This window comes from Pseudomonas sp. S2_F03 (assembly GCF_054668335.1).
In genome coordinates this window covers 1,282,018-1,302,147 of record NZ_CP162759.1, presented here as the reverse complement: position 1 = coordinate 1,302,147, position 20,130 = coordinate 1,282,018, and the positions used below count along the sequence as shown (strand labels likewise).

At 58.9% G+C, this 20,130-nt stretch carries 13 protein-coding genes, 4 tRNA genes and 4 pseudogenes; 13 read left to right on the top strand and 8 right to left on the bottom strand.

Features of this window, described 5'->3' with window-relative positions; translation table 11 throughout:
* Positions 1 to 178 precede the first annotated feature (178 nt).
* The 3 genes and pseudogenes from AB4N76_RS06235 to AB4N76_RS06225 all read left to right on the top strand — a co-directional run bounded on the left by AB4N76_RS06235 (position 179) and on the right by AB4N76_RS06225 (position 3,641).
* Positions 179 to 1,569 (top strand): annotated as a pseudogene (locus AB4N76_RS06235) (aminotransferase-like domain-containing protein).
* A 146-nt stretch (positions 1,570 to 1,715) separates the two neighbouring features.
* Positions 1,716 to 2,732 (top strand): annotated as a pseudogene (locus AB4N76_RS06230) (methyl-accepting chemotaxis protein); the annotation flags it as partial.
* 27 nt (positions 2,733 to 2,759) lie between these two features.
* Complete coding sequence (locus AB4N76_RS06225; protein WP_408981004.1) at positions 2,760 to 3,641, top strand: methyl-accepting chemotaxis protein; 882 nt, start codon at positions 2,760 to 2,762, stop codon at positions 3,639 to 3,641.
* A 74-nt stretch (positions 3,642 to 3,715) separates the two neighbouring features.
* Here the strand turns inward: AB4N76_RS06225 and AB4N76_RS06220 are convergent, their stop codons facing one another.
* Entirely contained in the window at positions 3,716 to 4,486 is a 771-nt protein-coding gene (locus AB4N76_RS06220) for a hypothetical protein (RefSeq protein WP_077431491.1), read from the bottom strand.
* A gap of 379 nt (positions 4,487 to 4,865) precedes the next feature.
* Here AB4N76_RS06220 and AB4N76_RS06215 point away from each other — a divergent pair.
* The 4 genes from AB4N76_RS06215 to AB4N76_RS06200 all read left to right on the top strand — a co-directional run bounded on the left by AB4N76_RS06215 (position 4,866) and on the right by AB4N76_RS06200 (position 5,279).
* Positions 4,866 to 4,941, top strand: a tRNA-Glu gene (locus tag AB4N76_RS06215).
* Between the two features lie 2 nt (positions 4,942 to 4,943).
* Positions 4,944 to 5,019: transfer RNA gene (locus AB4N76_RS06210), tRNA-Gly, on the top strand.
* A gap of 105 nt (positions 5,020 to 5,124) precedes the next feature.
* A tRNA-Glu gene (locus AB4N76_RS06205) sits at positions 5,125 to 5,200 on the top strand.
* Between the two features lie 3 nt (positions 5,201 to 5,203).
* A tRNA-Gly gene (locus tag AB4N76_RS06200) sits at positions 5,204 to 5,279 on the top strand.
* Between the two features lie 273 nt (positions 5,280 to 5,552).
* Here AB4N76_RS06200 and AB4N76_RS06195 read toward each other — a convergent pair.
* The 4 genes and pseudogenes from AB4N76_RS06195 to AB4N76_RS06180 form a co-directional block, all read right to left on the bottom strand.
* Entirely contained in the window at positions 5,553 to 7,292 is a 1,740-nt protein-coding gene (locus AB4N76_RS06195; protein WP_460164271.1) for a dipeptidase, read from the bottom strand.
* 195 nt (positions 7,293 to 7,487) lie between these two features.
* Complete coding sequence (locus AB4N76_RS06190; RefSeq protein WP_460164270.1) at positions 7,488 to 8,126, bottom strand: LysE family translocator; 639 nt, start codon at positions 8,124 to 8,126, stop codon at positions 7,488 to 7,490.
* Between the two features lies 1 nt (position 8,127).
* Positions 8,128 to 8,899 (bottom strand): annotated as a pseudogene (locus AB4N76_RS06185) (2OG-Fe(II) oxygenase).
* 92 nt (positions 8,900 to 8,991) lie between these two features.
* Positions 8,992 to 9,618 (bottom strand): serine-tRNA(Ala) deacylase AlaX, encoded by a 627-nt coding sequence (locus AB4N76_RS06180; RefSeq protein WP_046031658.1) that lies wholly within the window; start codon positions 9,616 to 9,618, stop codon positions 8,992 to 8,994.
* Positions 9,619 to 9,708: 90 nt separating this feature from the next.
* Between AB4N76_RS06180 and AB4N76_RS06175 the strand changes: the two genes are divergently transcribed.
* A complete protein-coding gene (locus AB4N76_RS06175) occupies positions 9,709 to 10,707 on the top strand; it encodes a LysR family transcriptional regulator (protein ID WP_046031659.1) in 999 nt (332 codons plus the stop codon).
* A gap of 57 nt (positions 10,708 to 10,764) precedes the next feature.
* On the opposite strand, the gene AB4N76_RS06170 is transcribed toward AB4N76_RS06175, so the two are convergent.
* Complete coding sequence (locus AB4N76_RS06170) at positions 10,765 to 11,172, bottom strand: PA2817 family protein (RefSeq protein WP_046031660.1); 408 nt, start codon at positions 11,170 to 11,172, stop codon at positions 10,765 to 10,767.
* Between the two features lie 83 nt (positions 11,173 to 11,255).
* Positions 11,256 to 13,703, bottom strand: coding sequence for an acyl-CoA dehydrogenase (locus AB4N76_RS06165; RefSeq protein ID WP_460164269.1), 2,448 nt, complete (start codon positions 13,701 to 13,703; stop codon positions 11,256 to 11,258).
* A gap of 248 nt (positions 13,704 to 13,951) precedes the next feature.
* Between AB4N76_RS06165 and AB4N76_RS06160 the strand changes: the two genes are divergently transcribed.
* The 4 genes from AB4N76_RS06160 to AB4N76_RS06145 all read left to right on the top strand — a co-directional run bounded on the left by AB4N76_RS06160 (position 13,952) and on the right by AB4N76_RS06145 (position 17,118).
* Positions 13,952 to 14,611 (top strand): transglutaminase-like domain-containing protein, encoded by a 660-nt coding sequence (locus tag AB4N76_RS06160; protein WP_046031662.1) that lies wholly within the window; start codon positions 13,952 to 13,954, stop codon positions 14,609 to 14,611.
* A gap of 43 nt (positions 14,612 to 14,654) precedes the next feature.
* A complete protein-coding gene (locus AB4N76_RS06155; RefSeq protein ID WP_046031663.1) occupies positions 14,655 to 15,278 on the top strand; it encodes a glutathione S-transferase family protein in 624 nt (207 codons plus the stop codon).
* A gap of 131 nt (positions 15,279 to 15,409) precedes the next feature.
* Positions 15,410 to 16,342, top strand: a complete 933-nt coding sequence (locus AB4N76_RS06150) for an ABC transporter ATP-binding protein (protein ID WP_046031664.1) — start codon at positions 15,410 to 15,412, stop codon at positions 16,340 to 16,342.
* Positions 16,339 to 17,118: an ABC transporter permease gene (locus AB4N76_RS06145; protein WP_046031665.1), complete on the top strand. Its 780-nt coding sequence runs from the start codon at positions 16,339 to 16,341 to the stop codon at positions 17,116 to 17,118. Before AB4N76_RS06150 ends, AB4N76_RS06145 begins: the two co-directional genes overlap by 4 nt.
* 72 nt (positions 17,119 to 17,190) lie before the next feature.
* Here the strand turns inward: AB4N76_RS06145 and AB4N76_RS06140 are convergent, their stop codons facing one another.
* Positions 17,191 to 17,706 carry a DUF2062 domain-containing protein gene (locus AB4N76_RS06140; protein ID WP_046031666.1) on the bottom strand — a complete coding sequence of 172 codons (516 nt, stop codon included), beginning with the start codon at positions 17,704 to 17,706 and terminating at the stop codon, positions 17,191 to 17,193.
* Between the two features lie 137 nt (positions 17,707 to 17,843).
* On the opposite strand from AB4N76_RS06140, the pseudogene AB4N76_RS06135 reads away from it, so the two are divergent.
* Positions 17,844 to 20,077, top strand: a pseudogene (locus AB4N76_RS06135) (DNA internalization-related competence protein ComEC/Rec2).
* Positions 20,078 to 20,130 lie beyond the last annotated feature (53 nt).

The following is a 20,130-nucleotide window of genomic DNA, read 5'->3' as shown; positions in this document are numbered from 1 at the left end:
AGGCACTTCACGTAGGAAAAACCCGCATTTATGCGGGTTTTTTTACAGTTTCGTGATGGTGCCGGGCAATGTGTTTCAAAGGGTTAGAACCGAGGGTTTTAGCGGCGTTGTCGCACATTCCCATCGACGCTCCTGTGCTTAACTGTTTCCCGCAAAACAGACAGGAGTTTGCTTGCTCATGGAGTTGAGAATCGATCGACAGGCATTGGTGCCGGTCGTGCAGCAAATCGTCGATGCGCTGGCCGATTGGCTGCGTCAGGGCGATGTGTTGCCGGGAACGCGTCTGCCGTCCGCACGGCAAATCGCGCGGGTCAATCTGCTCAGTCAATCCTGCGTCGTCGAAGCCTGCGAGCGTCTGGTGGCGCAAGGTGTGCTGGCGCCGCGTCAGGGCACCGGTTTTGTTGTTGCCCTTCCAGCATCAATCGCGCAGAAGCGACAGGATGGCCTTTGGTTCGAAGGGGCGGACGTGACGCAGGGTGACGTCACGGGCGCACTCAAGCTGGGCTGTGGTTGCCTGCCGGAAAGATGGCGTGAAACCGACGATTTGAGCTACGCCATTCGCCAGGTGAGCCGCACCGACATGGCCGCTTTGTTCAACTACAGCACCCCCCTGGGGTTGCCTGCCTTGCGTGAGCAGATCCGCAAGCGTCTGCATCTATTCGACATCAACGTGGACGATCGACGGATTATGACCACGGCAGGGGCGACCCATGGGCTCGATCTGATCATGCGCACGTTGCTCAAAGCCGGCGACTGCGTGGTGGTCGAAAGCCCGGGGTATTCGTTGTTATTCGATCTGCTCAGGCTGAACGGCGTGACGATGATCGAGGTACCGCGTACCCCGCGCGGGCCTGACACGCAGGCGCTTGAAGCGCTATTGCGCAAGCACAAGCCTCGTGCGCTGTTTATCCATAGTTTCTGCCACAACCCGACGGGCAGTAGTCTCACGGCACTGGTGGCACAGCAGGTGCTGCAACTGACCAAAGCCCATGGCATGTTGCTGATCGAGGATGACGTCCATGCCGATTTGCACAGCGGCCCAGGCACGCGCCTCGCGGCACTGGGGATTGACGACAATGTGATCTACCTTGGCAGCTACTCCAAAACCCTCAGCAGTTCATTGCGCATCGGCTTCATTGTGGCCAGTGACGCGGTTGTGTCACGACTGGCCCAGGTCAAGATGACCAGCAGCATGGGCGCCTCGATGTTCTGTGAGGCGGTGTTGGCTAGCCTGTTGGCCAGCGGCGCCTATCGCAAGTTGGTGCAGCGTCAGCGCCAACGATTGCACGCCGACAGAGAGGCCGCCTTGCAAGTGCTCGAAGACGCCGACTGGGAGGTTTTCGGCAAACCGGTGGAGGGCTTTTCATCTGGGCGCGATCACGCTTGTCCAGCTACGCTCAGGTGCGCACACAGGCCCGGCGCTTTGGTGTGTTGCTGTCTTCTGCCACAGCATTCAGTCCCGACGGTGAGGCCACGGACTGGCAACGCATCAACGTGGCTTACGCCTGTGATCCTCGTGCCCGGGCATTCTTTCAGGCCACTGCTTTGAATCGACCTCAAGCGTTCTGAAAACGACGCAGGCGTAGCTTTTTGCCATTATTCCGACGCCAGAGACTTGTGCTGGCGTATGCCCGTTGCGAATCTGCGTCAACAGACTATGTCAGGGGACTAAGTGCAATGATTTCGGCCGTGCAGGACGTTTTGCCAACCTCGGTATGGCAAAAAAAATGGGTGTGGGATTTGTACTGGTACTGCTGCTGACAGCATTGGTCGCTGCCATCGGTGTATGGTCCCTGCAAACCATCAGTCATCGCTTCGACGGACTCAAGCAGATGTCGTCGCTCAATAGCGGTTTGCTCAAGGTGCGACTGCTTGAGCAGGAGTACGCCTTGCATGGCAACCCGAAAACCGCCGATGCCCTGCACGAGGGCGTTGATGGCCTGATTGCTCTGGCGACCCAGCTCAAGGCTGCATCGGCCGCCAACGTACCGGTGATGAATGACGTCGAACAGTCGCTGGGCGCTTATCGAAAGGCGTTCGATGAGTTCGTCTCGCTGAGTCAGGCCAAGGACCTGGCACTGGAAATGGCCAGTTGGTCGGTGTCCAGCGTGGCCAATAACCTTGATGTGTTGCAATCCGGTCTGGCCGATGACGGCGCCTATACCTTGAAGCAATCCGAAGGCAAGGACGGTGGGCAGTTCATCGAGCAGGCCAGCCAGGTCAGCCAGGTCTCGCGATTGATGTTGCAGGCGATGAACGAAGCGCGCGTGCGTCTGGACCAGAGCCGCAAGGGCGACGACAGCGCAGGCCAGGGCAAGATCGAACAGGCGGATCAAGCGCTGACCCAGGCCGAGCAGCTGAAAACCACGGTCAAGGACGAGGGCTATCAGACGGTCCTTAATGAAGTGACAGGCCACATTGGTAGTTTCAGCGAAAAACTGACGGAGTACACCGGCCTGTTGGCCCAGGAAAAAACCGTCTACGAACAACTGCATCAGCGCGCCGCGCAAGTGGTGGAGCGGGTCGATCAGGCCTATGTTGCCGAAGATCTGTCGATGCAGGCCGAACTGAAAAAGAACTCGTTGTTGATCCTCGGTTCCTCGGCCCTGGCGTTGCTGGTCGGCCTGGTGGCCGCGTGGGTGATTACCCGGTTGATCGTGGCGCCGTTGCGCAGTGTGATCCGTGTCGCCCAGCAGATCGCTGCGGGTGATTTGAGTGCGACTGTTGAAGTGACCCGCCGTGACGAGATCGGCCAGTTGATGCAGGCGATGCAGCAGATGGGCGCCGGGCTCAGCCGTATTGTCAGTGGCTTGCAGGCCGGTATCGAGCAATTGGCGAGTTCAGCGCATTCACTGTCGGCGGTGACCGAACAGACCAACCTGGAAGTCAGCAGCCAGAAAGAAGAAACCGAGCAGGTCGCCACCGCGATGAACCAGATGACGGCGACGGTGCACGACGTTGCGCGCAACGCCGAGGAGGCCGCACAGGCTGCACAGACGGCGGATGGCAAGGTTGAAAGTGGTCAGCATGTGGTGCGCCAGAGCATGGCGCGTATCGAGCAGTTGGCGGATTCCGCGACTTCGGCCAGTTCCAGCATCGAAAGCCTGAGCGCAGAGATCCAGAACATCGGCACGGTGCTCAGCGTGATCAAAAGTGTCGCCGAGCAGACCAACCTGTTGGCGCTCAACGCGGCGATCGAGGCCGCACGGGCGGGTGAGCAGGGCAGGGGCTTTGCCGTGGTGGCCGATGAAGTTCGGGCGCTGGCCAAGCGTACCCAGCAATCGACCGAGGAGATCGAGCGGCTGGTCAGTGCCCTGCGCTCGGCCGCTCAGTCGTCGGTGCAGCAGATTCAGAACAGCGGCGAACTGGTGAAGTTGGCGGTCAGTGATGCGTTGCAGACCGAAAGTGCACTGGGAAGTATTGCCGCTGCAGTCTCGTTGATTCAGCAGATGAACCAGCAGATTGCCGCGGCAGCCGAGGAGCAAAGCTCGGTGGCCGAGGAGATCAATCGCAGTGTCACGAGTATTCGTGCCAGCGCAGATCAGTCGTCGCTGGCGATGCAAGGCAACGCAGCGTCGAGTATTGAGCTGGCTCAATTGGGGCTTGAGCTGAAAGGGATGGTGGGGCACTTCCGGCTCTGAAGGTTCTCCCGGTCACCCATCAAACACAGTCCAAAAAAAGCCACCTTCTCAGGTGGCTTTTGTGTTTTTGCTGATCAGTCGTAGATCACTCTCTTCTTCCAGTCGGCATCGGCGTCGACTTGTTTGAGGCCGGTGTTCAGCTGGTTTGCCTCGCTCTCAACGGCTGCGATGTTGTCCATCACCAAGGCATTGGCGCGAGCCAGGAGTTTCTCCAGGTACTCAAGCTGCTCGGAATAGGCCTGCGGGTCCTGCTGTTTGCGCAGGTATTGCACGCCGCGTTCGAACGCCAGGCGCGCCTGACCTGGCTGGTTCTGTTGCAAGCAATGCTGCCCGAGGTTGTTGAAGAACTCGATGTGCAGCAGCACCAGGATATGACGGACTTCGCGGATCCAGCGCTTCGCTTCGTTGGGTGGCAGGAAGCCGTCTTGTGCTGCGCGTGTGATCTGGCCATGCAGGGCTTCGAGCAGGAAACGTACGTCCTTGGCCTTGGCTTCGGTCTGGATGGGGGACGGCGGGTTGTTGACCGGGATCGATTGACCTTGGGCTGCCAGTGCTTCCAGCTCGGTAATCCGCGCCCTGAGGTTGGCGCTGGTTTTTTCCAGGTTGAGCAGGCGTTGGCAGACGTTGAGCTCCAGGCGGGTCAACAGCAGCTTGAGCGCAGGTGTCATCAACTGACCGGGGAAGGTCTCGGTGATTTCACCGCAGCGGCGCAGGCGGTCGTTGAGTTCAACCTTGGTGCGGGCCTTTTCCAGCTTGTTGTTTTCCACCACATGGTTCATGTAGCCAATGGCGATCAATAGTGCGATCCCGGCTACAACTAGCAGGGTGATCATGAGTGGTGTCACCGGTAAGACCTCTTTATAGGGTTTGCGTTCGAGTGTAGTGGCTTGCCATTGGGGCGCATAGGCCACTCGACGACTTGAATCAGCTATGGCCATAAATGTATCGGCCGTTGTTCTGCTTATATAAATGGTGGCGAAGATGTTTCAGATTGCCATCATCTTGATGGCGTGGACTATAACGTCTTGAAGGAGACCGGAATATAGGCGTCGGAGCCCAGGCTGCGCAAAAGCCCGAAACGCGTCTGAAAGCAGGGCGAAGTCATTGATTTAAATAAATTTATATCTGGGGGTTGACGACCCCCTCAATCCATCCATAGAATGCGCGCCACTTACAGCGTAAAGCACACAGCGAAACGCGGTAGGGAGTGAATGTTGTACGTGTGTCCCCTTCGTCTAGTGGCCTAGGACACCGCCCTTTCACGGCGGTAACAGGGGTTCGAGTCCCCTAGGGGACGCCAATGCGGGAATAGCTCAGTTGGTAGAGCACGACCTTGCCAAGGTCGGGGTCGCGAGTTCGAGTCTCGTTTCCCGCTCCATTTTTAAGCAGCGTTGCTTTCGGGCGGCGTTGAGTGAAACCAGAACCGACATCTTCGGATGCGGATTTGGGCGCTGAAATACACACCATGTGTTTCAGTTAGCGTGTCCCCTTCGTCTAGTGGCCTAGGACACCGCCCTTTCACGGCGGTAACAGGGGTTCGAGTCCCCTAGGGGACGCCATTTGCGGGAATAGCTCAGTTGGTAGAGCACGACCTTGCCAAGGTCGGGGTCGCGAGTTCGAGTCTCGTTTCCCGCTCCATATTTAACAAAAACGCCGCTCAGCAATGAGCGGCGTTTTTGTTTGTGCGTTTTTTATGGCATAGCAGGCGACAACGCACTTTGTAGCAGCTGGCGAAGCCTGCGTCCGGCTGCGAAGCAGTCGTAAAACCTGTGTGCGGTCTTTCTGAAACACCGCGTCATTTGATTTCACGACTGCTGCGCCGCCGGACGCAGGCTTCGCCAGCTGCTACAGATTGTGTCGTTCTCCGGTTTTGTGGTTTTGACCCGCCAGCAGGGCTGGTCCAAGAGGCGATCAGAGCTTCGGCAACTGCCCGATGCGCCCCATCATTTCGGTCACGATCTGCAGGTCCAGCAGGAACTGGTCGACCGTCTTGAACTCATTGTCGGTGTGGCCGGTGTATTTCACCTCGGGCCGGGCCAGGCCAAACTGCACGCCATTGGGCAGTTCATGGACCGAGGTGGCGCCGGCAGAGGTGCCGTACTTGTGCTCCATGCCCAGGTTTTCGCTGGCTACGGCCAGCAAGGCCTTGACCCATTCACCCTCAGGGTTGCGGTACATCGGCTCGGCGATCGAGATATCGAAGGTCGGTGCGATGTGGCTTTTCTTGCTCCAGGTGGCCAGCTTATCGGTGATTTCGCTGTTCAGCGCTTCCGGGGACTTGCCCTTCGGTACACGCAGGTTGACCGCCAGTTTGAAAGCCTTTTCATCCATCCCGACAAAAGTCAGGGACGCGGTGAGTGGCCCCATGAATGAATCGGAAAAACCGACACCCAGTTTGCCGCCCAGGTAGTCCAGCCCCCAGTTGTCGGCGGCGTAGCGGGCGGCGTCAGTGATGTGGTTATGTTTGAGCGCGACCTTGCCGTCGAGGCTGTTGATGAAGTCCAGCATCCTGGCCACCGGGTTGACGCCTGACTCAGGCTCGGAGGAGTGGGCGGAAACGCCGGTAACCGTGAGTTTCACGTCCTTGCCGACGACCTTGGCCGTCACCTCAAAATTGCCGCCATTGCGCTTCGCATACTCAGTACCCGCTTTGTGCAGGCTGGCGGCCAATTCGGCAGGTTTGTCACTCACCAGGGTGGCAGCCGATGCCGACGGAATCTGGTTGGTGGCCAGTCCGCCCGTCATTGAGACGATTTCAGCACCCTTGCCCTCGGCATTACGTCGGGCAAAACTGGCCATGACGGTGCCGTAGCCTTTCTCGGCAATCACCACCGGGTAGCCGCCATCCAGCGCCAGGTTGTAGTTGGGTGTCGGATTGTGTTCGAAGTAGTAGGGAATGGCGTCCCCGGTGGTTTCTTCGGTGGTGTCTACCAGCAGCTTGAAGTTCCTCGCCAGCGGCAGCTTCTCTTCCTTGATGACCTTCATCGCATAGAGCGACACCACGATGCCGTTCTTGTCGTCCTCGGTACCCCGACCATACATGCGATCGCCGATCAGGGTGACCTTGAACGGATCGAGTCGGGTGCCGTCTTTCAGTACCCAGTTCTCCGGCGTCACGGGCACCACATCGGCATGCGCGTGAATGCCCACCACTTCATCGCCGCTGCCCTCAAGGGAGATTTCATAGACGCGGTTGTCGATGTTGCGAAAATTCAGGTTGAAGGACTGGGCCAGGTCTTTGATCTTGTCGGCGATCTTGATGAATTCAGGATTGTCGTGCTGAGCCACGCCGTCCACGCGGAAGGTCGGGATGGCCACCAGCTCACGCAGGGTCTCGGTGGCCGCGCTGCCGTATTTCAATCGTGCATAAAGGCCAAGCAGGCGATGGATTTCATCTTGCTGTTCAGAAGAAAGTGCCTTGTTATCGAGAAAGGCGCTGATGGCCGGGCCGAGGTCGCCTGATTTGGCGACGTCACTCTGGGCCAGGCGTCCCAGGAACTCCCTGAAGTCGGTGACCGATGATTCACTGAACGTCTTGAGGATGGCCGCGCTCTGTTGCGTCGTGATGTTGGCAAATGCAGAAGGGGTGAACGAAGAAAGGCTGGCGATCATCAGGGTGGTCGCGGCCAGGTGCTTGAGTGAAAAGTCCATTGCTGGGGCATTCCTTTGCAGGCAGTTTGTGAGAAATATCTGATCGACTAATCAGAAACATTTCAAAGCTAACACCCGGAAGGCTTGATGCAGAGCCCTTGATGCAGGATCTGTCGCACAGAAACGCAAAAGCGACGCAGATATGAAAAAGGCCCGCGAGTCAGACTCGGCGGGCCTTTTGCGTGGGCGCAGGTTTTACATCGACAGAATCAGACGCCCGGCAAACAGGATCAGAATCACCCCCATCGTCCGTTCAAACCAATGCCCCATGCGCATGAACAGCACGCGCACCCGGGCGCTGGAAAAGAACAGCGCGACGATCACAAACCACAGTGCGTTCACAAAACACATCCACACGCCGTAAAGCGCCTGGACCTTCAACGGTGTCGTGGCACTGATGATGGTGGTGAAAATCGCCAGGAAAAACAGGGTCGCCTTGGGGTTCGTCGCGTTGGTCAGAAACCCGGTGGTGAATGCCTTCAATAGCGTTTGCTTGACGACAGGTTCGTCCACGGCCTGGTCGCCCTCAAGCGCGGACTTGGGTTTGCTGCGCAGCAGGCTGACACCGAGGTACAAAATGTAGGCGCCGCCCACGACCTTGGCCACGGTCAACAACCAAGGCGTTGTATGCATCAGCGCGCCGACCCCGAGCAGCGTGTATAGCACGTGCACGGAAATCCCCGCGCCGATGCCCAGCGCCGTGCAGATGCCCACCAGCCGACCGAAGCGCACGCTCTGACGAATCGTGACGGCAAAATCCGGCCCGGGTGCGACCACGGCCAGAAAGTGAATGGTTGCCAGCGCCAGAAACTCGCCCAAGTAACTCGAAAGCATTTCAACTCCAGAAGGTAAGGGGTGAAGCATTGCCGCGATAGCCGACAAAGAACGAAAGGCTCAATCGTGGATCTGCCACACCCGGTGTCACCGAGTGCATGCAGCGCGAATTGAACATGATGAAATCACCCGGCTCGGGACGTATCTCAAGCGTGGGAGGGCCAAGCAGGGCAGGGTCGATGCCGTAACTGTCGCCGCGCATTTCGTCGAACTGGTCCGGCGAAATGTCGTCGTCCCACATCTGCAGCGCGCCGCCTTCGGTGGGCATGTTCAGGTAAACGTTGCAGGCGAACTGCGCTTCCAGGCTTCTGGCCTGGTAACTGTCCGGGGCGTCCTTGGCGAAAATGTCATGGTGGGCGAGGAAGCACACCCCCGGTTTCACGACCCGTGACAGCCCGACATACATCTTGCGACCGTAGAGGTTTTCCAGGTGAGCGCCTGCCGGCCAGGATTCGTCGAACATGCAGCGCAGGGTGTCGACCGGGGACGAATAGGGCGCGCAACGGTTACGTAATTCCGCGATATTGCGGGTGGCGCGTTCGAAGTAGTCCTCGATCAGCAACGGCTGGTTTTCCGCTTCATAAAACGCCATGCCGATACGGCCGATACTAGGCGCATTGATATAGCCTTCGAAGCCCGGGGCGAGGATCTTGTCGCCAATTTGAATCGCCAGCGGCTGGGGCAACAAGCCTTTGACGCGGATGGCGAGGACTTCTTCGTTGGCCAGTTTTTTTATCGCACGTCTCATCGAGACGCTCGACGTCAAGCATCATGTCTTAGGTCCATCTATCAGATAGTCAACAGAACCCGCGAGCGCAGGCTCCCCCGGCGTCAGGCGATGACGTTGCCGGCATCGCCCAAATGCTCAATCCACGGAGTAGTGGACTGACAGCGTTCCCTTTTTCAATGAAAGGGAAGCGATCGTGACCGTGCCTAATTCCTTCAGGCTACGTACATGGGTGCCGCCGCAGCCATAGGCGGGCAGTTCACCGAAACCGATTTCCCGGGCGCCTTCACGCAATGACGTCAGGCGCGGCCAATCCTGGCCAATAAACTGTGCGATGCCGAGTTGAACGGATTCGATATCGAGGTCCTGGGCACTTTCCAGCGCTTTGAACTGCACCCGACCTTCGCCCGGCCAGTGATGCGCCTTGGTCGGCATCCAGCCTCTGGCCTGGACGAAATGACCAATCAAATGCCCGGCGGAATGCATGCGCGTATTGAACTGGCGCCGCTCTTCGTCGATACGAATCTGGGTCATGCCGGGTTTAACCGGTTGATCGACGAAATGAATGATCCGGTCGGGATCCTGGACGACACGCAGTACCCGACTATCGCCGATCCAGCCGGTATCAAAAGGCTGGCCGCCACCTTGCGGGTGAAACAGCGTGGCGCGCAGCACCACGGCAAATTCGTTCTCGTGGGGCGTGCACTCCAAGACTTCCACATTAGCCTTGAGGTCATCACTATGGAAAAAGAGGCGAAGCGTCATATTCCATGCCCTGATTAAAGTTTCTTTTTTTATTATATGAAGCGTGTGATTGCGTGATAATCCGTTCAAACATCAAAGGACTGTTGCGCTGTGAGCATAAATCTTCCACTGCCGCTGCTCGGTGAAATGGCGATTTTCGTCAAGGTTGTCGAGACTGGCAGCTTCTCCGAAGCCGCCCGCCAACTGGGGGCTTCACCCTCGGCAGTGAGTCGTAGTATTTCGCGACTGGAGAAGGCCCTGGCCACGCGTCTACTGCAACGCACCACGCGCAAACTGCGCCTGAGCGACGGTGGCGAAGAGGTGTTCAAGCGTTGTCAGGAAATGGTCAGCGCGGCCAAGTCAGTGATGGAAATCAGTGGCCAGTTCACTGACGAACCCGAGGGGCTGGTGCGTATCAGCGTCCCGAAAGCGGTAGGCCGGATCGTGATTCACCCGCATATGCCGGAGTTTTTACGCCGTTATCCAAAAGTGGACGTGGAGCTATTGCTTGAGGACCGGCAGGTTGATTTGATCGACGACAACGTCGACCTGGCGATTCGCATTACCGACCGGCCGCCAGCAGGGCTGGTGGGTCGGCAGTTGCTCACCATCGACCATTTGCTCTGCGCGACACCGCAGTATCTGGCTGAACACGGTACACCGACTCACCCCCATGACTTGCTTAATCACAGTTGCATTTACCTGGGTGAAACCCCGAGCGATGCGCGCTGGAAATTCAGGAAGGGCAGCAAATCGGTGACCGTTGGTGTGCGTGGGCGATATGCCGCCAATCACACCGGCGTACGTTATGGCGCGGTGTTGCAGCATATCGGCATTGGCAGCTTGCCCTATTTCACTGCGCGCCATGCCCTGGAGAAAGGGTTGATGGTGCAGGTGCTGCCGGACTGGACCTTTCTGGCGTCCTACCACGGAGGTGCCTGGTTGCTGCATTCGCCAACCCGGTACCTGCCGCCCAAGATACGGGTGCTGATTGATTACCTGGTGGCGTGTCTGGAGAAGGAACCGACGCTGGGCAAGCCCGGTAAGTCCAATGGTCCGGTTTGGTCTTCATCGGAATATGAAATGCCAGAGAGTGACGGCTTGTTCTGAGCACAAAAAAAGGCCCGCATGTTAATCATGCGGGCCTTTTTCATTGCCGGGCCGGGATCAGTGCTTGCTGTCTTCGTTCGACATCGACAGCAGCTGTTTTTCCTGATTCCAGTCGAACGGCTCGTCGTTTTGTTCCGCTTCGAAGCGACGCTCTTCCAGCGCCTGATACATATCGATTTCATCATCGGGCATGTAATGCAGACAGTCACCGGCGAAGTACCACAGCAGGTCGCGCGGGACCAGGTGGGCAATTTGCGGGTAGCGGGTGATCACCTGGCAGAGAATGTCCTGGCCCAGGTATTGGCTTTCGATCGGGTCGACCGGCAGCAACGCACGCAACTCGTCGAAGCGCTCCAGGAACAAGGCATGGCTTTCTTCGGGAACCTGCTCGGCCTCACCCACGGCGACCAGGATGCTGCGCAAGTGGTCAAGCAAGACGAGATGATCGGCAACGACATTGGACACGAGATAAGTCCTCAAGAGCAAAACGGGCGCGGGAGTATAAAGCGCCTGCGCCCTTTTTGCATGGACCGACATGTTCGGCTGGATCAGCGGACCTTTCCTTGAGCCAGTGCCAGCTCCTCTTTGTCGAAATCATCGACATCAATCACCTTGCGTCGGGCCGCTTCGGCGATACGCAGAGTCTGCGCTTCCATTGCCTGCAAAACACCGGCCTCCAGCGCGGCATCGATGATGTGTTCCCCGGCGGCCGGTTTGACCTGGCCACTTTTGAGGGCTACGTGCAGCTTTTTCTGCAGCGGCTGCGCAGCGTTGAGCAAATCGCAGGCATGTTGCAATGCGCCGACGGCATCATCGGCCGATTGCGGACGGTAGCAACCGCCCAGCAACTCCTCCAGGGTCGGGTCGCCCTTGGCGCGGCCAATCACGGCGGCCACGTCGGCGCCGAGCTTGTCCGATGGGCCTTTGTGTCGTCGGCCGAACGGAAACACGATCACCCGCATCAGGCAACCCAACACCTTGTTCGGGAAATTGGTCAGCAGCTCATCCAGCGCACGCTCCGACTGACCCAGGCTTTCTTCCATGGCCCAAGTGAACAACGGCGCCATGTGTTCCGGGGAGTCGAGATCGTGGTAACGCTTGAGGGCGGCAGAGGCGAGGTACAGGTTGCTCAGTACATCCCCCAGTCGTGCTGACAGGCGCTCGCGACGTTTCAGTTCGCCGCCCAGCAGCATCATGCTCAGGTCTGCCAGCAGGGCGAACGCCGCAGCCTGACGATTGAGGGCGCGGAAGTAACCCTGGCTGAGCTTGTTGCCCGGTGTGTGTTCGAAGTGCCCGAACCCCAGGTTCAGCACCAGTGTGCTAGCGGCGTTACTCATGGCAAAACCGATGTGCTTGAGCAGCAGGCCATCGAACTCGGTGAGTGCCTGATCCTTGTCCTCACGACCGGCGAGGGCCATTTCCTTGAGCACGAACGGATGGCAACGAATCGCCCCCTGGCCGAAGATCATCAGGTTGCGCGAGAGAATGTTCGCGCCTTCGACGGTGATGAAAATCGGTGCGCCATTCCAGCTGCGACCGAGGTAATTGTTCGGCCCCATGATGATGGCTTTGCCGCCGTGAACATCCATCGCATGGCTGATGCACTCGCGGCCGCGTTCGGTGAGGTGGTACTTGAGAATCGCCGACAGCACCGACGGTTTCTCGCCCAGATCCACCGCGTTGGCGGTCAGCATGCGCGCCGCGTCCATCATCCAGGCGTTGCCGCCGATGCGCGCCATGGCTTCCTGAATCCCTTCGAACGCCGACAGTGGAACGTTGAATTGTTCGCGAACCTGAGCGTATTGACCGGTCACCAGGCTGGTGAATTTGGCGGCGCCGGTGCCGACGGCAGGCAATGAAATCGAACGCCCGACCGACAGGCAATTCATCAGCATCATCCAGCCTTTGCCGAGCATGTCCTGGCCGCCGATGAGGAAGTCGAGCGGCACGAACACGTCCTTGCCAGCGTTCGGGCCGTTCATGAACGCGGCGCCCAGCGGCAGGTGACGGCGACCGATTTCAACACCGGCGGTGTCAGTGGGAATCAGGGCCAGGCTGATGCCAAGGTCTTCCTTGTCACCCAGTAAATGGTCCGGGTCATAGGCCTTGAAGGCGAGGCCGAGCAGGGTCGCCACCGGGCCGAGGGTGATGTAACGCTTTTCCCAGTTCAGGCGCAGGCCCAGGGTTTCCTTGCCTTCCCATTCACCTTTGCAGATGACCCCGGTGTCGGGCATTGCCCCGGCGTCGGAACCGGCCAGTGGGCCGGTCAATGCGAAGCAGGGAATGTCGTCACCACGGGCCAGGCGAGGCAGGTAATGGTTGCGCTGTTCATCGGTGCCGTAATGCAGCAGTAGCTCGGCGGGGCCGAGGGAGTTGGGGACCATCACGGTGGACGCAAGGTCGCCGCTGCGGGTCGCCAGTTTCATGGCGACCTGTGAGTGGGCATAGGCGGAGAAGCCCTTGCCGCCATATTCCTTGGGAATGATCAGCGCGAAAAAGCCGTTGTCCTTGATATGCGTCCAGGCTTCGGCGGGCAGGTCCATGTCTTGCCCGATCTGCCAGTCGGTGACCATGGCGCACAGTTCTTCGGTCGGGCCATCAATGAATGCCTGTTCCTCTTCGCTCAGTTGGGCTTTGGGATAGGACAGCAGTTTGTTCCAGTCGGGGCGACCGCTGAACAGCTCACCGTCCCACCACACCGTGCCGGCATCGATGGCGTCGCGTTCGGTTTGCGACATCGGCGGCAGGGTCTTCTGGAACCAGTTGAACAGCGGCGCGCTGAAGAACTTGCGACGCAGGTCGGGCAGCAGCAATGGCGCTGCAACGGCGGCGATCAACACCCAGAGCAACAGCAGCAGCCAGCCGGGCGCGCGGCCGAAAGCGCCCATGGCCACTACATAGACGGCAACGATGCAGAGAGCGGGCAGTGGGGCGATGCGACGATGGGCTAACCAGGCGATCCCGACAACCAGAACCAGTATCCACAACAGCAGCATATTTAATCCTCCGTGAACCAGGGTAAAACCAACCTTCAGAGCTTAGACGGCATCCGCCAAACAGGGTGGTCAGAGCGATGTGATTGAATTCGTGGGAAACCTTGGGTGAGTTTTGTAGGTTCGGTTGGCAACACGCTCGGGAAATGGTTCGTTTCCTACGCGACAATGCGCCCAAGTTTGGCCGAAACGTCGTTATCTCTGTGCTGAAGCTGTCGCTAGACTCGAGGCTTCCCCTGGAGATTATTCTCATGCACGAGTACCTGAGCCCCGGCCGCTTCATCGATAGTGACCACCCCTCGGTGGTGGAGTTCGCCGAAATACATCGCGGCAGCCGTCGAGATCCGATCGAGCAGGCGATCAACCTTTATTACGCCGTGCGTGAGGCCGTGCGCTACAACCCCTACACGTTCAGCCGCGATCCGCAGACGTTGTGCGGCAGTTATGCGCTGGAAACCGGGGAAAGCTATTGCGTGCCCAAAGCCACGCTGCTGGCGGGCGCTGCCCGGCATTGCGGGATCCCGGCACGCATTGGTCTGGCAGACGTTCGCAATCACCTGTCGACGCCACGCTTGCTCGAATTGCTCAAGAGCGATGTGTTCGCGATGCATGGCTACACGGAGTTGTATCTGAACGACCGCTGGGTCAAGGCGACACCGGCGTTCAATCAAAAACTCTGTGAACTGTTCAACGTTGCGCCGCTGGAATTCGACGGCATCAACGACAGCGTCTTTCATCCGTTCAATCGCGATGGCGCGCAGTTGATGGAGTACCTGGTTGATCACGGCCAGTTCGCCGATGTGCCGGAAACGTTCTTTTTCGAGCACCTGGAAAAGTGCTATCCGCACCTGTTCAGCGACAAGCTACCCACGTTGCTGGGTGATATGCAGAGCGATTTGAGTCGCGCCTGATCCGGCGTATGCTGCCTGCCCACTTATCGAAAAAGAGGCGGTCATGCTGAAGATCTGGGGTCGGAAAAACTCGTCGAATGTCAGAAAGCCTTTGTGGGCCGCCGAAGAGCTGGGGCTGGCCTACGAGGCCATCGATGCGGGCGGTGCTTTTGGTGTGGTCGATACGCCGCAGTACCGTGCAATGAACCCCAATGGTCGCGTACCGGTGATCGAAGACGACGGTTTTGTGTTGTGGGAATCCAACGCCATCGTGCGTTACTTGATGGCCCGCCATGCCAACAGCACGTCTTGGTATCCAGCGAACCTGCAAGCCCGCGCCACGGCTGACAAGTGGATGGACTGGACCACTTCAAGTTTTGCCGGCCCGTTCCGCACCGTATTCTGGGGCGTGTTGCGCACGCCGGCCGACAAGCAGGACTGGCCTGCCATCAAGGCGGCGATCAAGGAGTGCGACGAGTTGCTGTCGATGGCCAATCAAGCGTTGTCGACCCAATCCTACCTGTCCGGCGATGAGATCGGCATGGGCGACATCCCCCTCGGCAGTTTTATTTATGCCTGGTTCGAGATGCCAATCGAGCGCGCGTCGCAGCCGCACCTCGAAGCCTGGTATGCCCGGTTGAAACAGCGTCCGGCCTATCAAAAAGCAGTCATGACCGCGTTGACTTAATACTCACTATCGACACACTTGACTGTACTTGTGTGGCGGCGACAAGCACCATTGCGCCCATGTGCCGCGGTGGTACCTGTCGCCGCCAGCCGTCTTTTATTCCTTTTTTCCTTCTTGGTGCGTAATCCGATATGAGTTCCGCTCTGTCCATCCGGCAGCTAACCAAAACCTACGGCAACGGTTTCCAGGCCCTGAGTGGTATCGATCTGGACGTTGCCGAAGGTGACTTTTTCGCCTTGCTCGGCCCGAACGGCGCAGGCAAATCCACGACCATCGGCATTCTCTCGACCCTGGTGAACAAGACCAGCGGAACGGTGAATATCTTCGGCCACGACCTGGACAAAAATCCCGCGCAGCTCAAACGCTCCATCGGCGTGGTGCCCCAGGAATTCAACTTCAACCAGTTCGAAAAGACCTTCGATATCGTGGTGACCCAGGCCGGTTACTACGGCATTCCGGCGAAAGTCGCCAAGGAACGCGCCGAGCAATACCTGACCCAACTGGGGCTGTGGGATAAGCGCGATACGCCGTCACGCTCGCTGTCCGGTGGCATGAAGCGTCGATTGATGATTGCGCGCGCGCTGGTTCACGAACCGCGTTTGCTGATCCTCGACGAACCGACGGCAGGTGTGGACATCGAGCTGCGTCGTTCGATGTGGACCTTTCTCACCGAGCTGAACAAGAAAGGCATCACCATCATCCTGACCACGCATTACCTGGAAGAGGCCGAGCAGTTGTGCCGCAACATCGGCATCATCGACCACGGCACCATCGTCGAGAACACCAGCATGAAACAGTTGCTCAGCCAGCTGCATGTGGAGACGTTCCTGCTCGACATCAAAAACACCCTGAACAGTGCGCCGCAGTTGCTCGGCTACCCGACCCGGCTGCTTGACGGCCACACGCTGGAAGTCCAGGTCGACAAGGCCATGGGCATCACCGCGCTGTTTACCCAGTTGGCGCAGCAGAACATCGAAGTGCTGAGCCTGCGTAACAAAACCAATCGCCTAGAGGAGTTGTTCGTGTCCCTGGTGGAGAAAAATCTGTCGAAGGTGGCGGTATGAGTTCCGAGCTGCAGCCCAACCTCGTTGCCCTCAATACCATCGTTTACCGTGAGGTCCGGCGCTTTACCCGGATCTGGCCGCAGACATTGCTGCCGCCGGCCATCACCATGGTTTTGTACTTCGTGATCTTCGGCAACCTGATCGGTCGCCAGATCGGTGACATGGGCGGCTTCACCTACATGGAGTACATCGTGCCGGGGCTGATCATGATGTCGGTGATCACCAACTCCTATGGCAACGTGGTGTCGAGTTTCTTTGGCAGCAAGTTCCAGCGCTCCATCGAGGAATTGATGGTGTCGCCAGTGTCACCGCATACGATTCTGATCGGCTACACCCTGGGCGGCGTGCTGCGCGGGTTGATGGTCGGGATCATCGTGACGTTGCTGTCGCTGTTCTTTACGCATTTGCAGGTGCATCACCTGGGCGTGACTATTCTGGTGGTGGTGCTGACGGCGACGATCTTCTCGCTGCTGGGCTTCATCAACGCTGTGTTTGCACGCAACTTCGATGACATCTCGATCATTCCGACATTCGTACTGACACCGCTGACCTACCTGGGCGGGGTGTTCTACTCGATTTCCCTGTTGCCACCGTTCTGGCAGACCGTGTCCCTGGCGAACCCGGTGCTGCACATGGTCAACGCCTTCCGTTATGGCATCCTCGGTGTGTCGGACATCAAGATCAGCATCGCCATCACCTTCATGCTGGTGGCGACTGTCGTGTTGTACATCGGTTGCGCACGTTTGCTGGTCAGCGGTCGCGGGATGCGTACCTGATTCAGGATCGCCAAGACGCTTACCCAGACACCGCATAAAAAACGGCCTCCACATTGGAGGCCGTTTTGCATTCTACAGCCGGCTTTTCTTGCGCCGTTTCCACTGCCGCGCCACCCACCAGCGCCAGTACAGCATGGTCAGGCAGTAGGCGAGGGCGCCCAGCACCAGTCCGGTGACGACCGAGCCCAGCAAAAATGGTTGCCACAGTGTCGAGAGTTCGCTGCTGACCCATTCCCAGGTCAATGCATCTGGCAACTGCCGAGCGGGCACATCCAGCAGCCAGGCACCGGTCTGGTAAGTGCAATAAAACACCGCTGGCATGGTGATCGGGTTGGTCAGCCAGACCAGGCTCACCGCAATCGGTATGTTGCCCCGCACCATGATGGAAAGAACGGCCGCCAGCAGCATTTGAAATGGGATCGGCAGAAACGCCGCGAACAGGCCGACCGCCATCGCCCGGGCCACAGAGTGGCGGTTGAGGTGCCAGAGGTTGGGGTCATGCAGCAAGGTGCCGAGAAAGCGTAAGGACTTGTGTTCCCTGATGCTGGTCGGGTCTGGCATGTAACGTTTGAATAAGCGCCGGGGCATAAGGCTTCTCGGTCGGTTAAGGCGGCAAGTATGTCTGGATTCTACGAAGCGCCCATTCAGACTTTGTGACAATTAATAACGGCGCCTGTGCGGTTAGCCGGCTATGCCTAGGGAGGAACTCTCTCAAGGATGAGCGTATGCGCACAGGGATGATAGCGCTGGCGTTGGGTTTGCTGGCCCTGAGGTTTTTGCCGGAACTACCGCCGGTTGGGTTATGGGGGTTGCTGCCGTTAGTCGGTTTGATGGTGTTGCCGTTTCGCTCGTATCCATTGGCGTTTTTCCTGTTCGGCTTCAGTTGGGCGTGCGCGAACGCGCAGTGGGCGCTGGATGATCGGTTGCCACACACACTCGATGGCGAGACGCGCTGGGTCGAAGGGCGGGTAACGGGCCTGCCGCAACAGGCAGACGGCGTGGTGCGTTTCGAGCTGACGGACAGCCAGTCACGCCGAACCAAACTGCCCCGACACCTTCGTCTGGCCTGGTATGGCGGGCCGCCCGTCAATAGCGGCGAACGGTGGCGGCTGGCGGTCAAATTGAAGCGTCCTGCCGGGCTGCTCAATCCGCATGCGTTCGATTATGACGCCTGGCTGCTGGCTCAACGCATCGGTGCGACCGGCACGGTCAAGGACGGCGAATTGGTCGCCGAAGCCCGATGGGCCTGGCGCGACGGCATCCGCCGGCGTTTGCAAGCCGTAGATGCCCAGGGCCGAACCGGGGCGTTGACGGCGCTGGTGCTGGGCGATGGCGCCGGGCTGAGCCGTGAGGAATGGCAAGTGCTGCAAGACACCGGCACCGTGCATCTGCTGGTGATTTCTGGGCAGCACATCGGCTTGCTGGCGGGATTGGTCTATCTGCTGATCGCCGGGTTGGCGCGTTTGGGGCTGTGGCCAGGGCGTTTACCCTGGCTGCCATGGGCGTGCGGGCTGGCGTTCTCGGCAGCGTTGGCTTATGGGTTACTGGCCGGTTTCGACGTACCGGTGCAACGCGCGTGCGTGATGATCGGTCTGGTGCTGTTATGGCGGCTGCGTTTTCGTCACCTCGGTGCGTGGTGGCCGCTGTTGCTGGCGTTGAATGGCGTTTTGCTGCTGGATCCGCTGGCCAGTCTGCAACCAGGCTTCTGGCTATCTTTTGCGGCCGTGGCGGTGTTGATCTTCACCTTTGGCGGGCGGTTGGGCCCTGGCGATGGTGGCAAACCTGGACTCGGGCCCAGTGGCTGATTGCAATCGGTTTGTGCCCGTTGTTGTTGGTGCTGGGCTTGCCGATCAGCATCAGCGGGCCCGTGGCCAATTTGCTGGCGGTGCCCTGGATCAGTCTGCTGGTGTTGCCACCAGCCTTGCTCGGCACATTGTTATTACCCGTCCCTTATGTGGGCGAAGGGTTACTGTGGCTGGCGGGCGGGTTGATCGACTGGCTGTTCAGGGCACTGGCATTAGTGGCCGGGCAACTGCCCGCGTGGTTACCGGCGGCGGTACCGCTGTGGAGTTGGGCGCTCGGCACATTGGGGGGCTTTCTACTCTTGATGCCGCGAGGCGTTGCGCTACGCCCTTTGGGTTGGCCGCTGCTGTTGATGCTGGTGTTTCCACCTCGGCCGTTGTTGCCTGAAGGCCGGGCCGATGTCTGGCAACTGGACGTCGGTCAAGGATTGGCCATCCTGGTGCGTACTCGCTATCACACGCTGCTGTATGACACCGGGCCTCGTTTCGGCGATTTCGACCTCGGTGAGCGGGTGGTCCTGCCTTCGTTGCGCAAACTGGGGGTGAAGGGGCTCGACCTGATGCTGATCAGCCACGCCGATGCCGATCACGCTGGTGGTGCGCGAGCAGTGGCCAATGGTTTGCCGGTCAGTCGGGTACTCAGTGGCGATCCCGAGGGGCTGCCTGCCGAACTGCACGCCGAGGGCTGTGAAAGTGGTCGGCAATGGACCTGGGACGGCGTGCACTTCGAACTGTGGCAATGGACGTCAGCCCATGATCGCAATCAGAAATCCTGCGTATTGCAAATAGAAGCCAGCGGCGAGCGACTGTTGCTGACCGGTGATATCGACACCGCTGCCGAGCGGGCGTTGCTTGAAAGTCCTCTCGCACAAAACACCGATTGGTTGCAGTCACCTCATCATGGCAGCCGCAGTTCCTCGTCGATGGCGCTGTTGAGCGCGCTGCAACCCAAGGCCGTGCTGATTTCCCGTGGGCAAGGCAATTCCTTTGGCCATCCGCACCCCACCGTGGTGGCGCGCTATAAAAAGCTCGGCATGATGATCTACGACAGCGCCGAGCACGGCGCCATTCATCTGCAATTGGGCCGTTTCAAACCGCCGTGGACGATGCGTCTGGATCGGCGTTTCTGGCGCGATCCGCCACCGCTCAACAAATAGCCGAGAGTTATTAAAGCCCGACCGGATGCGACATCACGGTCTTCGGTGCGCTC

Coding starts and splice junctions, on each gene's coding strand:
- AB4N76_RS06160 (WP_046031662.1), top strand. CDS start 13,952: ATGCACGAGTACCTGAGCCCCGGCCGCTTCATCGATAGTGACCACCCC.
- AB4N76_RS06180 (WP_046031658.1), bottom strand. CDS start 9,618: ATGACGCTTCGCCTCTTTTTCCATAGTGATGACCTCAAGGCTAATGTG.
- AB4N76_RS06150 (WP_046031664.1), top strand. CDS start 15,410: ATGAGTTCCGCTCTGTCCATCCGGCAGCTAACCAAAACCTACGGCAAC.
- AB4N76_RS06145 (WP_046031665.1), top strand. CDS start 16,339: ATGAGTTCCGAGCTGCAGCCCAACCTCGTTGCCCTCAATACCATCGTT.
- AB4N76_RS06155 (WP_046031663.1), top strand. CDS start 14,655: ATGCTGAAGATCTGGGGTCGGAAAAACTCGTCGAATGTCAGAAAGCCT.
- AB4N76_RS06225 (WP_408981004.1), top strand. CDS start 2,760: ATGCAGGCGATGCAGCAGATGGGCGCCGGGCTCAGCCGTATTGTCAGT.
- AB4N76_RS06195 (WP_460164271.1), bottom strand. CDS start 7,292: ATGGACTTTTCACTCAAGCACCTGGCCGCGACCACCCTGATGATCGCC.
- AB4N76_RS06140 (WP_046031666.1), bottom strand. CDS start 17,706: ATGCCCCGGCGCTTATTCAAACGTTACATGCCAGACCCGACCAGCATC.
- AB4N76_RS06190 (WP_460164270.1), bottom strand. CDS start 8,126: ATGCTTTCGAGTTACTTGGGCGAGTTTCTGGCGCTGGCAACCATTCAC.
- AB4N76_RS06165 (WP_460164269.1), bottom strand. CDS start 13,703: ATGCTGCTGTTGTGGATACTGGTTCTGGTTGTCGGGATCGCCTGGTTA.